The 14,845-nt window shown below is 67.4% G+C and carries 13 protein-coding genes and 1 riboswitch; of the genes, 7 read left to right on the top strand and 6 right to left on the bottom strand.

Going from position 1 to position 14,845, the window contains the following annotated elements:
• The first annotated feature begins 4 nt into the window (after nt 1-4).
• A complete protein-coding gene (locus tag EL388_RS11605; RefSeq protein WP_165919178.1) occupies nt 5-898 on the top strand; it encodes an ATP-binding protein in 894 nt (297 codons plus the stop codon).
• Here EL388_RS11605 and EL388_RS11600 read toward each other — a convergent pair.
• The 5 genes from EL388_RS11600 to thiC form a co-directional block, all read right to left on the bottom strand.
• Entirely contained in the window at nt 865-1,689 is an 825-nt protein-coding gene (locus EL388_RS11600; RefSeq protein ID WP_126463567.1) for an undecaprenyl-diphosphate phosphatase, read from the bottom strand. The genes EL388_RS11605 and EL388_RS11600 overlap by 34 nt on opposite strands.
• 14 nt (nt 1,690-1,703) lie before the next feature.
• A complete protein-coding gene (locus EL388_RS11595) occupies nt 1,704-2,312 on the bottom strand; it encodes a phosphoribosyltransferase (protein WP_126463566.1) in 609 nt (202 codons plus the stop codon).
• Entirely contained in the window at nt 2,309-2,584 is a 276-nt protein-coding gene (locus tag EL388_RS13970) for a YkgJ family cysteine cluster protein (protein WP_165919177.1), read from the bottom strand. The genes EL388_RS11595 and EL388_RS13970 overlap by 4 nt, the downstream gene beginning before the upstream one ends.
• Nucleotides 2,581-3,978, bottom strand: coding sequence for a chloride channel protein (locus tag EL388_RS11585; protein WP_126463564.1), 1,398 nt, complete (start codon nt 3,976-3,978; stop codon nt 2,581-2,583). Before EL388_RS11585 ends, EL388_RS13970 begins: the two co-directional genes overlap by 4 nt.
• 186 nt (nt 3,979-4,164) lie before the next feature.
• Nucleotides 4,165-6,078: a phosphomethylpyrimidine synthase ThiC gene (thiC, locus tag EL388_RS11580; RefSeq protein ID WP_126463563.1), complete on the bottom strand. Its 1,914-nt coding sequence runs from the start codon at nt 6,076-6,078 to the stop codon at nt 4,165-4,167.
• Between the two features lie 92 nt (nt 6,079-6,170).
• Nucleotides 6,171-6,265, bottom strand: a riboswitch (TPP riboswitch).
• Nucleotides 6,266-6,340: 75 nt separating this feature from the next.
• On the opposite strand from thiC, the gene EL388_RS11575 reads away from it, so the two are divergent.
• The 4 genes from EL388_RS11575 to EL388_RS11560 all read left to right on the top strand — a co-directional run bounded on the left by EL388_RS11575 (nt 6,341) and on the right by EL388_RS11560 (nt 11,390).
• Entirely contained in the window at nt 6,341-9,016 is a 2,676-nt protein-coding gene (locus tag EL388_RS11575) for a cation-translocating P-type ATPase (RefSeq protein ID WP_126463562.1), read from the top strand.
• 85 nt (nt 9,017-9,101) lie between these two features.
• The gene (locus EL388_RS11570) at nt 9,102-9,755 is read left to right on the top strand and encodes a protein-L-isoaspartate O-methyltransferase family protein (RefSeq protein WP_126463561.1); all 654 of its coding nucleotides are present in this window, start codon (nt 9,102-9,104) and stop codon (nt 9,753-9,755) included.
• Nucleotides 9,755-10,078: a rhodanese-like domain-containing protein gene (locus EL388_RS11565; RefSeq protein WP_126463560.1), complete on the top strand. Its 324-nt coding sequence runs from the start codon at nt 9,755-9,757 to the stop codon at nt 10,076-10,078. The genes EL388_RS11570 and EL388_RS11565 overlap by 1 nt, the downstream gene beginning before the upstream one ends.
• A 10-nt stretch (nt 10,079-10,088) precedes the next feature.
• Nucleotides 10,089-11,390 (top strand): TolC family outer membrane protein, encoded by a 1,302-nt coding sequence (locus tag EL388_RS11560; protein ID WP_126463559.1) that lies wholly within the window; start codon nt 10,089-10,091, stop codon nt 11,388-11,390.
• On the opposite strand, the gene EL388_RS14125 is transcribed toward EL388_RS11560, so the two are convergent.
• A complete protein-coding gene (locus tag EL388_RS14125) occupies nt 11,387-12,943 on the bottom strand; it encodes a 3-deoxy-D-manno-octulosonic acid transferase (protein ID WP_197721788.1) in 1,557 nt (518 codons plus the stop codon). The two genes, EL388_RS11560 and EL388_RS14125, sit on opposite strands and share 4 nt — an antisense overlap.
• Before the next feature lie 111 nt (nt 12,944-13,054).
• Between EL388_RS14125 and rfaH the strand changes: the two genes are divergently transcribed.
• Nucleotides 13,055-13,546: a transcription/translation regulatory transformer protein RfaH gene (gene rfaH / locus EL388_RS11550; RefSeq protein ID WP_126463558.1), complete on the top strand. Its 492-nt coding sequence runs from the start codon at nt 13,055-13,057 to the stop codon at nt 13,544-13,546.
• A gap of 281 nt (nt 13,547-13,827) precedes the next feature.
• Nucleotides 13,828-14,841, top strand: a complete 1,014-nt coding sequence (locus EL388_RS11545) for an NAD-dependent epimerase (protein ID WP_126463557.1) — start codon at nt 13,828-13,830, stop codon at nt 14,839-14,841.
• Nucleotides 14,842-14,845 lie beyond the last annotated feature (4 nt).

Below are 14,845 nucleotides of genomic sequence, written 5' to 3'. Positions count from 1 at the left end.
GTCCGTGACCGACGAAACCGCCGCCCCGGAAACGCTCGATCCCAATCTGCTGCCGGTCTTCCTGGCCGAGGCCGAGGTTCTGCTGCCGGGCATCCGTACCGGCCTGGCCTTGCTGGCCGCCGGCTTGAGCGAGACGGCCGGCCTGCGCCGCTTGCAGCGCAGCCTGCACACCCTCAAGGGCACGGCCAGGATGACCGGTGCCTTGGCGCTGGGCGAGGCGGTGCATCGGCTGGAACTGCGGATCAAGGTCTTGGCCGAGACGGTCGATGCGCCTGTCGTCGACCTGCAACCGCAGCTAATAGAGGTCGAGGCCCTGCTGCAGTCGCTCAAGGAATCGCCCATGGCCCTTTTGCCGGCCGGGGCCGAGGAGACAGTGCCGGCCGAGATCACGCTCGAGGCCCTGGCCGACCGCTTGCACCGTGCCTGCGATCAGGCCGCGCTCGACCTGGTCAAGCGGGTGCATCTGCGCATCGAGGACAACGGCATTTATTTCGAACGCGGCCGGCTCGAGGCCCTGGCCCCCGCGCTCGATCACCTGGTGCGCAATGCCGTGGCCCATGGCATCGAGCCGCCGGCGCTGCGTGCGGCGGCGGGCAAGCCGGCCTGGGGCGAGGTCCGGGTCGAAGCAGGTTGGAGCGCGTGCGGTATCGACATCGCGGTCAGCGACGACGGTGCCGGCATCGAGGTCAGCCTGCTCGATCGGATCTTCGAGCCGGGTTTCAGCACCGCCTGGGCGGTGAATCACACAGCCGGCCTGGGCATCGGCCTCGATGCCGTGCAAGCGGTGGTGGACGAAATGGGCGGTACGATCCAGGTGGCGTCGGAACCCGGTCGCGGCAGCCGCTTCAAAATCTCACTGCCGGCTCAGGCCGCGTGCCACTCCACCCAGCCGAAGTAGGCGCTGGCCCAGACCAGAAGGCCGAAGGCGATGCGGTACCAGGCGAAGACCACGAAGCTGTGGTTGGATACGTATCTCAAGAGCGCCTTCACCGCCAGCATGGCCGAGACGAAGGAGGCGACGAAGCCGACGGCGAACACCGGCAGATCGGACAAGTGCAGCAAACCCCAGTTCTTGTAGAGGTCGTAGGCGGTGGCCGCGAACATGGTCGGGATGGCCAGGAAGAAGGAGAACTCGGTGGCGGTCTTGCGTGACAGGCCGAACACCACGCCGCCCATGATGGTGGCGCCGGCGCGGGAGACGCCGGGGAACATGGCCAGGGCCTGGGCGAAGCCGACCTTGAGCGCGGTCTGCCAGGGCAGTTCGTCGACGCTCTGATAGCGCGGGTGATAGACCCGCTTCTCGATATAGAGGATGACCAGGCCGCCGACGATGAGGGCGCCGGCAACGGTCAGCGGGTTGAACAGATAGGTCTTGATCGTGCTGTGGAACATGACGCCGAGCACCGCCGCCGGTAGGAAGGCGAGCAGGATGTGGCCGGCGAAACGGCGCTGGCCGGGGTCGCTCGGGAAGCCGCCGAGCACGGTCTCGATCCGGGCCCGGTAGTCCCAGCACACGGCCAGGATGGCGGCGAGCTGGATCACGATCTTGAATACCTTGCTCTGCGCGTTGGTGTAGCCGAGCAGGTCGCCGACCACGATCAGGTGGCCGGTCGAGGAGATCGGCAGGAATTCGGTCAGGCCTTCGACGATGCCGAGAATGGCGGCTTTCAGCAGCAACAGGGTGTCCAAGTGTTTTCCTTTTTCTAGTGTTGACGGGCCAGGTCGAGCACGTCTTGCAGGGTGCGTCGGGGCACTTTCAGATGATGCCGGGTACGCAGCAGGCGGTCGAAGGCAGCGACGGTCTTGATCGGCTTCGGCGCGGCGCGCAGAAAATTGCCCAGATCCTCGATCACCGCCCAGGGGTAGATGATCCAGCGCCACTTCAGCACCTTGCGCGCCCAGAAGTCGGGCAGCACCGGGCAGGCGGCCTTGTGCAGCAGCACCGCGCTGCGAATCTCGGCGCCGGGCAGGCGTGCGCGGATGTGGGGGACGGCGACCTCGAAGGTGTCGCCGGTGTCGGAGACGTCATCGACGATCAGGACGCGCCGGCCCTCGATGTGCGCCGGCAGCGGGTGGCGGATGCGGGCCTGCTTCATCTTGCCCGGCCCCGTGTAGTGCTCGACCTTGATGCTGGCCACGTTCATCACGCCGAAGTAGTCGGCCAGCACCCGGGCCGGGGCATAGCCGCCGCGGGCGATGGCGATGATGAGGTCGGGCCGGTAGCCGGCGGCCTCGATCTTGTAGGCCAGCTCGCGCGCCAGTTGGGCGAACCGGCTCCAGGAAATCAGCTCGCAGCGCAGGGGTTTGTTCATGTCGGCATGCCCGGGCGGGTTTCCAGCTCGAGCCGGGTGAGCCAGGCCAGGGCCTGCTCGCGGTCGTCGCCGCACATCTCGCGGGATGGCGCCAGGCCGGCGCAGAAGGCCGGCCGCTCGGGCCGGCCGAACAGGGCGCAGCGCAGGTCGGGCGTGAGCTGGATGCAGGGCACGCCGGCGGGCTTGCCTTGCGGCATGCCGGGGATAGGGCTGGCGATGGAAGGGGCGATGCAGCAGGCGGCGCAGCCCGAGCGGCAGCGGATGGCGCTCATTTGCCGGCCTCCGCCTTGGGGCCGGGCTCGGTCGGGTTGCCGTGGCGCAGGTAGATCGCCGCCAGGCTGCGGTAGAGCGGCGGGCTGATGGCGCGCGAGATGACCGAGGCGAGCAGGGAGACGATCATCAGATGGGTGACCAGGGCATAGCCGTCGATCATCTCCATGACGATGACGAAGGCGGTGATCGGGGCCTGGGTGACGGCGGCGAGGAAGCCGGCCATGCACAGGGCGCTGGTCACCGCGGCCATGTCTTCCGCCTCGGCCAGGAAGTGCAGGTTCTGGCCCAGGCCGGCGCCGATCGAGAGCGAGGGCGCGAAGATGCCGCCGGGTACGCCGCTGGCGAAGGAGATCAGGGTGGCGGCGAACTTGTCCAGGCCGAAGTGCCAGGGCATGTCCTCGGCGTCCGGCTCCATCAGCATGTGCTTGGCCTCGCCGTAGCCGGTACCGTAGGTGAGGTCGCCCGAGAGCCAGCCGATGCCGGCGATCAGCAGGCCGCAGCCGGCGGCGAACCAGATGGGGTGGTGCCGGCGCCAATCGCCCAGCCGGCCCGGCAGGCCGCGGGCTATCAGGAGGGAGAGGCGGGCGAACAGGCCGCCGGCCACGCCGCAGACCAGGGCGGCGGCGAGCAGGAGCGCGATGGGGTGTTCCGAGGTGTCCACGCCGCTGGTGTTGAGCCAGCCGAAATAGGTGTAGGTGCCGAAATAGGCCTGGGCGACGATGCCGGCGATGACGATGGCGGTGATGATCAGGCCGCTCATGCGCCATTCCAGACCGCGCGCGAGTTCCTCGATGGCGAACAGGATGCCGGCCAGGGGCGTGTTGAAGGCGGCGGCGATGCCGGCCGCGCCGCCGGCCGCGAGCAGGTGCTGACGGCTGACCTGCAGCCGCTTGGGCAGATGGTCGCCGATGGCGTGCATGAGCGCGGCCCCGATCTGGACCATGGGACCCTCGCGTCCGGTGGAAAAGCCGGCGAAGACGGCGCCGGCGCCGAGGGCGATCTTGCCGAACACGATGCGCAGCGAGAGCAGGGGCCGGCCCAGCCGGCTGTGGCTGCCGTGCTGGGCCATCTCGGCCAGGACCTGGGGGATGCCGCTGCCCTCGGCGCCCGGGAAGAAGCGCCGGGTGAGCCAGACGATGAGGGCGCCGCCGAGCGGGGCGGAGACGAAGACCCAGCCGGGGTATTCGCTGTTGAGGTCGTGCAGCAGCTCCACGCACCACTCGGTGAGCCAGGCGAACAGCACGGCCAGCAGGCCGATGCCGACGGCGCCGCCGAACAGGATCAGACGGCCGAGCCAGACGTCGCGATAGGCGACCTGCCGGCGCTTGAGCCGGTCCAGCCAGTTGGGCTTGGGCGCGAGGGCGGTGGGCGGGGGGCCGTCAGGGGGCGTCATCGCCGCGTATCTTAACAGGCCGTTGAAAAACGTAGCGAGGATGGCCAGATGCAAGGCGCACGGAGCGCAGCGACCGAGACATATCAAAATAGATAGGCGAGGGAGCGAGCACCGCGCAACGCCGCAGATGGCCCACCGCAGTAGTTTTTCAACGGCCTGTTAACGCGGCCGCCGCGCGGCGTCAGGTCAAACCTTGTGGTAAACCTCGGCGCCCTGCTCGACGAACTCGATCGACTTCGCTTCCATGCCCTTCTTCAGCGCCTCCTGCTCGGAGAGGCCCTGCTTGGCGGCGAAGTCGCGCACGTCCTGGGTGATCTTCATGGAGCAGAAGTGCGGCCCGCACATGGAGCAGAAGTGGGCGACCTTGGCCGACTCCTTGGGCAGGGTCTCGTCGTGGAATTCGCGCGCCTTGTCCGGGTCGAGGCCGAGGTTGAACTGGTCTTCCCAGCGGAACTCGAAGCGTGCCTTGGACAGGGCGTTGTCGCGGATCTGCGCGCCCGGGTGGCCCTTGGCCAGATCCGCCGCGTGGGCGGCGAGCTTGTAGGTGATGATGCCTTCTTTCACGTCCTGCTTGTTGGGCAGGCCCAGATGCTCCTTGGGCGTGACATAGCAGAGCATGGCGGTGCCGTACCAGCCGATCTGCGCCGCGCCGATGGCGCTGGTGATGTGGTCGTAGCCGGGGGCGATGTCGGTGGTGAGCGGCCCCAGGGTGTAGAACGGCGCCTCACTGCACCATTCCAGTTCCTTCTCCATGTTTTCCCTGATCAGCTGCATGGGCACGTGGCCCGGGCCTTCGATCATCACCTGCACGTCGTGTTTCCAGGCGATCTGCGTCAACTCGCCCAGGGTCTTGAGCTCGGCGAGCTGGGCCTCGTCGTTGGCGTCGTAGATGGAGCCGGGCCGCAGGCCGTCGCCCAGGCTGAAGGCCACGTCGTAGGCCTTCATGAGCTCGCAGATCTCCTCGAAATGGGTGTAGAGGAAGCTCTCCTTGTGATGCGCCAGGCACCACTTGGCCATGATCGAGCCGCCTCTAGAGACGATGCCGGTCAGGCGGTTGGCGGTCATCGGCACGTAGCGCAGCAGCACCCCGGCGTGGATGGTGAAGTAATCCACCCCCTGCTCGGCCTGCTCGATCAGGGTGTCGCGGAAGATCTCCCAGGTCAGTTCCTCGGCGCGGCCGTCCACCTTCTCCAGCGCCTGGTAGATGGGCACGGTGCCGATGGGCACGGGCGAATTGCGGATGATCCATTCGCGCGTCTCGTGGATGTTCTTGCCGGTGGAGAGATCCATTACCGTGTCGCCGCCCCAGCGGATGGCCCAGGTCATTTTGTCCACTTCCTCGGCGATGCTGGAGCCCAGGGCCGAGTTGCCGATGTTGGCGTTGATCTTCACCAGGAAGTTGCGGCCGATGATCATCGGCTCGGTTTCCGGGTGGTTGATGTTGGCCGGGAGGATGGCCCGCCCGCGCGCGATCTCGCTGCGCACGAACTCGGGCGTGATCTCCTCGGGAATGGCCGCGCCGAAGCGCTCGCCGGGGTGCTGGCGGGTGAGCAGCTTGGCCAGCCGTTCTCCTTGCGGACCGCTGGCGCGCAGGCTTTCCAGGTATTCCTGGCGGCGCAGGTTCTCGCGGATGGCGACGAATTCCATCTCCGGCGTGATGAGGCCGCGCCGGGCGTAGTGCATCTGCGTCACGTTCATGCCCGGCTTGGCTCTGCGCGACTGGCGCTTGAGGTTGAAACGCAGTTCGGCCAGCTTGGGGTCGTTCTCGCGGGCGCGGCCGTATTCGCTGGACAGGCCGGCGAGCAGCTCGGTGTCGTTGCGTTCTTCGATCCACTTCTGGCGCAGCGCCGGCAGGCCCTGGCGAATGTCGATGCGGACGTTCGGGTCGGTATAGGGGCCGGAGCAGTCGTAAACGTAGATCGGCGGATTCTTCTCGCCGCCGAAGGCGGTCGGCGTGTCGGCCTGGGAAATCTCGCGCATGGGCACGCGGATGTCGGGCCGGCTGCCTTCGACATAGACTTTGCGCGAATTGGGCAGCGGCTGGATGGCGGCCTCGTCGACGTGGGCGGTGGCGGCCAGGAATTGGGGGTTGGCGTTCATGGTGCGGCTCCTACTCTCTAACAATGGCGTAGGAGCGTACTGACTGCCCTCACCCCTGCCCTCTCCCGCTTGCGGGAGAGGGGGACGATGCTGGGCCAGATAGGACGCTTCCCTACGCCGGCATGACCCGGGTCAGGTTCAAAGGGTGTGTCTCACTCCGGCGGGCCGGAGACCCCTAGCGAACATATTGATTGATGGCGAGGATACACCGAATCGGACCCGGCCGTTGGGCTATCGTGAAGGGAAAGACCCTGTTCCAGACATGAAAATCCACCAGCTCAGCGCCGAAGAAGCCCTGGCCAGCCTGCACAGCCGGCGCGAGGGCCTGACCGCAGTCGAGGCCGCCGCCCGCCTGCGGGAATACGGCGAGAATCAGGTCGAACGGATGCGGCGGCCACCTTGGTACCGGCGGCTGGCCCGCGAGTTCAGCCACCTTTTCGCCATCATCCTCTGGCTGGCCGCGGCCCTGGCCTTCCTCTCGGAATGGCGCGAACCGGGCCAGGGCATGGCGGCCCTGGGCTGGGCCATCCTCGGGGTGATCGGGATCAATGGCAGTTTCTCCTTCTGGCAGGAATACCGGGCGGAGCGGGTGCTCACCTCGCTCGAGGCCCTGCTGCCGCGCGAGGTGACCGTGCTGCGCGACGGCCAGCGCCAACGCCTGCCGGCCCCGCGCCTGGTGCCGGGCGATGTCGTGCTGCTGAAAGAGGGCGATGACGTGCCGGCCGATTGCCGGGTGATCGAGGCCTATGGCCTCAGGGTGAACGTGGCAGCGGTGACCGGCGAGTCGCTGCCCCAGGGCCGCGCGGCAGAGCCCTCGGTGGTCGAACGCGCGATCGAGGCGAAGAACGTGCTCTTGGCCGGCACCGCGGTGCTGGCCGGCGAGGCGGTGGCGGTGGCCTATGCCACCGGCCGCCACACCGAGTTCGGCCAGATCGCTCGGCTGTCGCAGCGGGCCGGGGCGGCGCGGTCCCCGTTGCATCTGGAGATCGCCCGGCTGTCGCGCATGGTCGGCCTGCTCGCCGTGCTGCTCGGGGTCGGTTTCTTCCTCGTCGGCCAGGCCATCGGCCAGCCGTTCTGGGCGAGCTTCGTCTTCGCCATCGGCATCATCGTCGCCAACGTGCCCGAAGGCCTGTTGCCGACGGTGACCCTGTCGCTCGCCATGGCCGCCCGGCGCATGGCCAGGCGCCGGGCCCTGGTGCGCCACCTGCCGGCGGTGGAGACCCTGGGCGGGGCGACGGTGATCCTGTCGGACAAGACCGGCACCCTGACCCAGAACCGCATGGTGGCGCAGCGCCTGTATCTGGCCGGGCGCGAGGCGACGCCGGAGGAACTGGCGAATGAGCTCAGGGGCGGGTTCGATCAGGCGCTGGCCATCGCCCGCCACTGCCACAGCCTGCAATGGCTGGCGAGCGAGGGCCGGTTTCAGGGCGACCCGATGGAACAGGCCCTGGTCGCCCTGGCCGAGCGGTTCGCCCCCGAGCGGCCGGGCTTCGAGCGCCTGGACGAGCTGCCGTTCGAGGCCGAGCGCAAGCGGATGACCACCTTGCACGCGACCCCGGACGGGCCTCGGCTCTACAGCAAGGGGGCGCTGGAGGCCTTGCTGCCCTTATGCAGCCATGCGCAGACAGCGGCCGGCCGGGTGGCCATGACCGAAGCGGAAGCTGAGCGCTGGCTCGCGGCCGAAGCCAGGCTGGCCACGCAGGGCCTGCGGGTGCTGGCCCTGGCCTGGCGCGAGGCCTTGCCGGCGGAGCCCAAATCGCATTGGGAGACGGGGCTGACCCTGGTGGCCCTGGTCGGCCTGGCCGACCCGCCCCGGCCCGACGTGCCCGAGGCCATCGCCACCTGCAAGGCGGCCGGCATCCGCGTGTTCATGGTCACCGGCGATCACCCATGCACCGCTTTGGCGGTGGCGCGCCAGATCGGCCTGATCGAGGTCGAGCATCCGCTGGTGCTGACCGGCGAGGCCCTGCGCCGGCTGTCGCCGACCCAACTGCAACTGGCGCTGGATGCGCCGGAGGCGATCTTCGCCCGGCTTTCGGCCGACCAGAAGCTGACCCTGGTCCAGGCCCTGCAGGCCAAGGGCCACATCGTCGCGGTGACCGGCGACGGCGTGAACGACGCGCCGGCCCTGCGCGCCGCCGACATCGGCGTGGCCATGGGCCGAAGCGGCACCGATGTCGCGCGCGAGGCGGCCGATCTGGTGCTGCTGGACGACCACTTCGCCACCATCGTCGCCGCGGTGGAGGAGGGGCGCGCGGTCTATCAGAACCTGCGCAAGTTCATGACCTACATCCTCACCTCGAATATCCCGGAGATCGTGCCGTATCTGGCCTTCGTTCTATTCAGGATCCCGCTGCCGCTGACCGTGATCCAGATCCTGGTGGTAGACCTGGGCACCGACATGCTGCCGGCCCTGGCCCTCGGTGCCGAGCCGCCGCACCCGGGCCTGATGCGCGAGCCGCCGAGAAAACGCGGCGAGCGCCTGCTCACGCGCGGCCTCTTGCTGCGCGCCTATCTCTTCCTCGGGCTGATGGAAGCGGCGGCGGCCATGTCGGCCTTCTTCTTCGTGTTGCAGGCCGGTGGCTGGCAATACGGGCGAATGCTGGCTTGGGACGATCCGCTCTATCTGCAGGCCACGACGGCGACCCTGGCCGCGATCATCGTCATGCAGATGGTCAACGTCTTTCTCTGCCGCGATCCCCGGCAATCGGCGTTCCGCTTGGGCTGGCTAAGCAACCGACTAATCTATCTGGGGCTGGCGGCCGAGCTGGTGCTCATTCTCGTCATCGCCTATACGCCGCCCGGCCAGCGGCTGTTCGGCGCCGCGCCGTTGGGGTTCGAGGTCTGGCTTTATTTGCTGCCCTTCGCCCTGGCCATGCTGGTGCTGGAGGAGGCGCGCAAATGGCTGTGGCGGAGGCGGTCTGCGGCCCGGGGCTGACCGGCCGGCCGCTGTGCTAAGATTTCTCGGCGACTCTCGGGGATTTCCCGACGATTCTCGGGCCACTCCTTATAGTGAGGCAGATATGGAACTCGAACACGCACGCCACAACATGATCGAACAGCAGATTCGTCCGTGGGAGGTGCTGGATCAGCACATCCTCGACCTGCTGACTCGCGTGAAACGCGAGGACTTCGTGCCGGAGGCCTATCGCACCCTGGCCTTCGCCGACATCGAGATTCCGCTCGGCCAGGGCGAGGCCATGTGGCCGCCCAAGCTGGAGGCCCGTGCCCTGCAAAGCCTGGATATCCAGCCGAGCGACCGGGTGCTCGAGGTGGGCACCGGCAGCGGCTATCTGACTGCGCTGCTGGCCAGCCTGGCCGGCGAGGTGCTGAGCATCGAGATCGAACCCGAACTGAAGGCGGCGGCCGAGCAGAAGCTGGCCGCCCATGGTTTTGCCAACATCCGGCTGGAGTTGGGCGACGGCGCCCGGGGCTGGGAGCGCGGTGCGCCCTATGATGTGATCGTGCTCACCGGCTCGACGCCGGTGCTGCCGGATGCCTTGCTGCGCCAGCTCAAGGTCGGTGGTCGCCTGTTCGCCGTGGTGGGCGAAGCCCCGGTGATGCAGGCGCGGCTGATCACCCGTACGGGTGAGTCGGCCTGGCGCACCGACGTGCTGTTCGAGACCCAGGTCAAGGCCCTGCGCAACGCGGCCCAGCCCGAGCGCTTCGTGTTCTGATGAAACAGCTGCGGCCGGCCGAGCTGAAGGCCTGGCTCGACGATCCGCAACGGGAAAAGCCGCTGCTGCTGGATGTGCGGGAACCCTGGGAATACGGGGTGTGTCACATCGAGGGCGCGCAGCTGATGCCCATGGCCAGTGTGCCCGCCCGCCTGGGGGAGCTGGACCCGGCGCGTGAGATCGTGGTGATCTGCCATCACGGCGTGCGCAGCTACCACGTGGCGCGTTTCCTGGAACACAGCGGTTTTGGCAAGGTGATCAATCTGACCGGCGGGGTGGATGCCTGGGCCAAGGAGGCCGATCCCACCATGCCGACCTACTGAGGTGAAGCGGATGCTGCGTGTCTGGATGTTCTGTGGCTTGAGCCTGATCGGCATGACTGCACAGGCCGCCAATCTGGGTGAGATCTATCGCATGGCGCGGCAGAACGACCCGGTCTTTGCCGCGGCCCAGCAGGCCTACCAGGCCGGTCTGGAGAAGCTGCCGCAGGGCCGGGCCGGCCTGCTGCCCAGCATCGGCCTGTCGGCCAACACCCGGCAGAACGAGATCGACTCCAGTCTGAGCGGCAACCGCAGTTACGATAGCCAGAGCTACAGCCTGTCGCTGACCCAACCCCTGTTCCGCCTGCAGAACTTCGAGGCCTACGAGCAAGGCAAGCTGCAGGCCCTGCTGGCCGAACAGCAGTTGAAAGCCGCCGAGCAGCAACTGGTGCTGCGCGCGGCCCAGGCCTACTTCGATGTGCTGCAGGCGGAGGACGTCCTGGCCGCGGCGCAGTCGGAGAAGCAGGCCTATGCCGAGCAGCTGGCCCAGGCCAGGCGCAGCTTCGAGGTGGGCACGGCGACCATCGTCGACGCCCACAACGCCCAGGCCAGCTATGACCTGGCCTTCTCCCGCGAGCTGAAGGCGCAGAACGATCTGGACGTGAAGCGGCGGACGCTGGAGAAGCTGCTCAACGCCCCGGCGCCTCGGCTTGCCCGGCTGGGCGACAAGGCGCAGGTGGAGCGGCCCGAGCCGGACGACATGGAGGCCTGGGTGAAGCAGGCCGAGGCCAACGGCTTGTCGGTCATCCAGGCCCAGACCGCGCTGGAGATCGCCCGGCGCGAAGTCGACCGGCAACGCGGCGGCCATTACCCGACCCTGGACCTGGCGGCGAGCTACACCGACAGCCGCAACGGCGCGGTCGGCAGCACGACCGGCGTCGACAGCAAGACCACGGTGGTCGGTCTGGAGCTCTCCCTGCCCATCTTCCAGGGCGGCGCCACCAGTTCCCGAGTGCGCGAGGCGGTGGCCAATCAGGAGAAGGCGCGCTACGACCTGGACAATGCCCGCCGGCAGGCGGCGCTGGATGCGCGTCAGGCCTATCTGGGCGTGGTCTCCGGTCGCTCCCAGATCGCGGCGCTGGAGCAGGCGCTCATCTCCACCCAGGCGCAGCTGAGTTCGAGCAAGCTCGGTCTGGAAGTGGGCGTGCGCACCCGGGTCGATGTGCTCAACGCCGAACAACAGCTGTCCAGCACCCGCCAGCAACTGGCCGCGGCGCGCTACCAGACCCTGCTTGCCGGCTTGCAACTCAAGGCCGCCGCCGGCAGCCTGGCCGAGGCGGATGTGCAGGTCATCGACGGTCTGCTGAAGAACTAGCCCTTCAGGTGCGGCTCGACCAGCTGCAGGATGCGCTCGGTCGCGCCCCGATGGCTCTGGGCAAAGTCGATGCTCGCTGCGCCCATCTCTTCCCGCAGTAGCCCGTCTTCGTAGAGCCCGCGCACGGCCTCGGCCAGTTCCTTGGCATCCTGCACGCGGCGGGCGGCGCCAGCCGCTATCGCATCCCGGCTTGCCTGTTCGAAATTCCAGGTATGGGGCCCGATCAGAACCGGCTTGCCGGCGGCGGCGGCCTCGATCAGATTCTGGCCGCCGAAGGGCAGCAGGCTGCCGCCCATGATGACCAGATCGCTCGCCGCGCAATAGGCCGCCATCTCCCCCATGCTGTCGCCGAGATAGATCCGGTCTGTGTTGGCCACGGCCTGGCCCTGGCTGCGGCGCGGGCAGTTGAGGCCGCGTGCACCGATCATGCGGGCGACTTCCGCGAAGCGCTGGGGATGGCGCGGCACGATGAGCAGGAGCAGTTCGGGTAGATCGAGCGGCAGCAGGGCATCCAACAGCAGCGCCTCCTCGCCCTCGCGCGTGCTGGCGGCCAGCATCACGAAGCGCGCGCCGAACAGCCGGCGCAGCTCGGCCGCGCGCGCCGCCGTCTCGGCGGGTGGGGCGACGTCGAATTTCAGATTGCCGGCGACGAGGATGGGGGGCTCCCCCTCCCAACCTCCCCCATAAATGGGGGAGGGGTCTATGGCTGGGTTGGGTTTGAGCCCCTCCCGGCCTCCCCCATGAATGGGGGAGGGGTCTAGGGCTGGTTTGGGTTTGAGCCCCTCCCAACCTCCCCCATGAATGGGGGAGAGGTCTGAGGCCGAGTCTGGTTTGAGCCCCTCCCGGCCTCCTCCATGAATGGGGGAGGGGGCTGAGGCTGGGCTGGGCTTGAGCCGCTCCCGACTTGCCACATAAATGGGGGAGGGGTGGGCTCCCTCCCCATTTATGGGGAGGGCTGGGGTGGGGAGGTTTGCCAGGCGCCGCAGTCGCTCGGCATCGGCCGGCGTCTGCGCGGCCAGACCGGCCAGCCCCGCCAGCGCCGGCTGTATTAGCGGACGCAGCCGGGCATAGCCCTGGGCCGATTTCTCCGACAGCCGAGCGTTGACGAGAAAGAGTGGAACGCCGCGTTGGCGGCAGGCCGCGAACAGGTTGGGCCAGACCTCGGTTTCCATGATCAGGCCCAAGCGGGGGCGGGCCCGGTCGAGGAAGCGGCGGGCGAGTGGGGGCAGGTCGTAGGGCAGATAGGCCTGGGTCACGCCGTCGCCGAACAGCGCCCGCCCGGTCGCGCGTCCGGTCGGCGTCATGTGGGTGAGCAGGATGGCGTGGTCGGGGTGCCGGGCCTGCAGGGCGCGGATCAGCGGCTCGGCCGCCCGGGTCTCGCCGACCGAGACGGCGTGGACCCAGATCACCGGCCTGTCTCCCGCGGGGGCGATAAAGCCCAGGCGTTCCAGCCAATGTTGCCGATATTCCGGCTGGCGCCGGCTACGCCAGAGCAGATAGAAAAAGGCGAGCGGCAGGGCGAGCCACCAGGCGAGGGTGTAAAAGCGGCGCATGGCGCGATTTTAGCGTGGCCGGCGCGTTTGCGCCCTGGCGCCAGGCGGCTTGGGCGCGGTGCCGACTTGCAGTAAGATGCGTTCGCTCAATAAGGACAACACAGGGTTGGCATGCACTGGTACCTCATCCACACCAAGCCCCGGCAGGAACACTGCGCCTTGCAGAACCTGGAGCAGCAGGGCTATGAATGCTATCTGCCGCTGATTGCGGTAGAAAAGCTGCGCCAGGGGCGGCTGGCCATGGTGGAGGAGCCGTTGTTTCCCCGCTATCTGTTCATCCGGCTGGAGGAGGGCGCCTCAGGCAAGGGCTGGGGCCCAATCCGCTCCACCCGGGGGGTGAGCCGGCTGGTCAGCTTCGGCAACGAGCCGGCCCGGCTCGATGATCGGCTGGTCGAGCAGATCCGGACGCACGAGGGCAGGCGGCAGCCGCAACCTCTGTTTACGCCCGGTGAGCGGGTGCGGGTCACCCAGGGGCCGTTTGCCGGTCTGGAGGCCATCTATCAGATGCGCGAAGGCGAGAACCGGGTCATGGTGCTGATCGAACTGCTCAGCAAGCCGGTGCGATTGGGGCTGGCCCCGGCCAGCCTGCGCAAGGTCGGCTGAGCGGCAAGGTCATGAGCTTGCCCACTGGCCGGCTTCTTGTGGCAAAATCCATCCACCCGTTGGGGTCGCTTTTCTGTCGGCCCGGGATGCCCGCAGCAACCTGAACCGCGCTTGCCGATCGTGAAACGGCATGGCGGTAGCGTGGCCGGGCGGTTCGTTTCCCCCCAATCTCGCGCTACTCGAATCAAAGTCGTTGCTAGGCATTTCGCGTATCGATTCGCGCTGCTTGAATGTCTTAGGTAACCTGGCGCATGAAATCTCTGATCGTTACCTAACAGAAAATGAAAGTACTGATTACCGGCGCGGCCGGTTTTATCGGCATGCATGTCGCCAAGCTGCTGCTCGAACGCGGCGACGAGGTGGTCGGCGTCGATAATCTCAACGACTACTACGACCCCCGTCTGAAGCTGGCCCGCCTGGAGCAGCTCAAGCCATTTCCCGGTTTCAAGTTCCACCGCCTCGATATCTCCGAGCACATGGCCGTGGAGGACCTGTTCGCCCAAGAGCGGCCGCAGCGCGTGGTCAATCTCGCCGCCCAGCCGGGCGTGCGTTATTCCCTGAAGAACCCGCATGCCTACATCCAGACCAATCTGGTCGGCTTCGGCAACATCCTGGAAGGCTGCCGGCACAACGGCGTGGAACATCTGGTCTACGCAAGCAGCTCCAGCGTCTACGGCGCCAACACCCACATGCCGTTCTCGGTGCACGACAACGTCGATCACCCGGTAAGCCTCTATGCCGCAAGCAAGAAGGCCAACGAGTTGATGGCGCATTCCTACAGCCACCTCTATGGCCTGCCGACCACCGGCCTGCGCTATTTCACTGTCTACGGTCCCTGGGGCCGGCCCGACATGTCGCCCTGGCTGTTCACCTCGGCCATCCTGGATGGGCGCCCCATCGACGTGTTCAACCATGGCAAGATGCAGCGCGATTTCACCTATATCGACGATATCGCCGAGGGTACGGTGCGAGTGCTGGATAAGATCGCGGCGCCGAACCCCGCCTTCGACACGAATGCTCCGGACCCCGGTTCCAGCTATGCGCCCTATCGCGTCTATAACATCGGCAATCACACGCCGGTCGAACTGATGGACTTCATCGGCACCATCGAGAAGAGCCTGGGTGTCGAGGCCAAGAAGAATTTTCTGCCGATGCAGAACGGCGACGTGGTGGCGACCTATGCTGATGTCGAGGATTTGAGGCGAGAGGTGGGGTTCGAACCTAAGACGGATCTGGCAGTCGGGATTGGACGGTGGGTGGATTGGTACAAGAAGTATCCGGGCAGCTTTGTCTGAGGGT

This window comes from Sulfuritortus calidifontis (genome assembly GCF_003967275.1).
Classification (GTDB): Bacteria; Pseudomonadota; Gammaproteobacteria; order Burkholderiales; family Thiobacillaceae; genus Sulfuritortus; species Sulfuritortus calidifontis.
The sequence above is the reverse complement of the archived record's forward strand: the minus strand, read 5'-3'. Positions and strand labels throughout refer to the sequence as shown.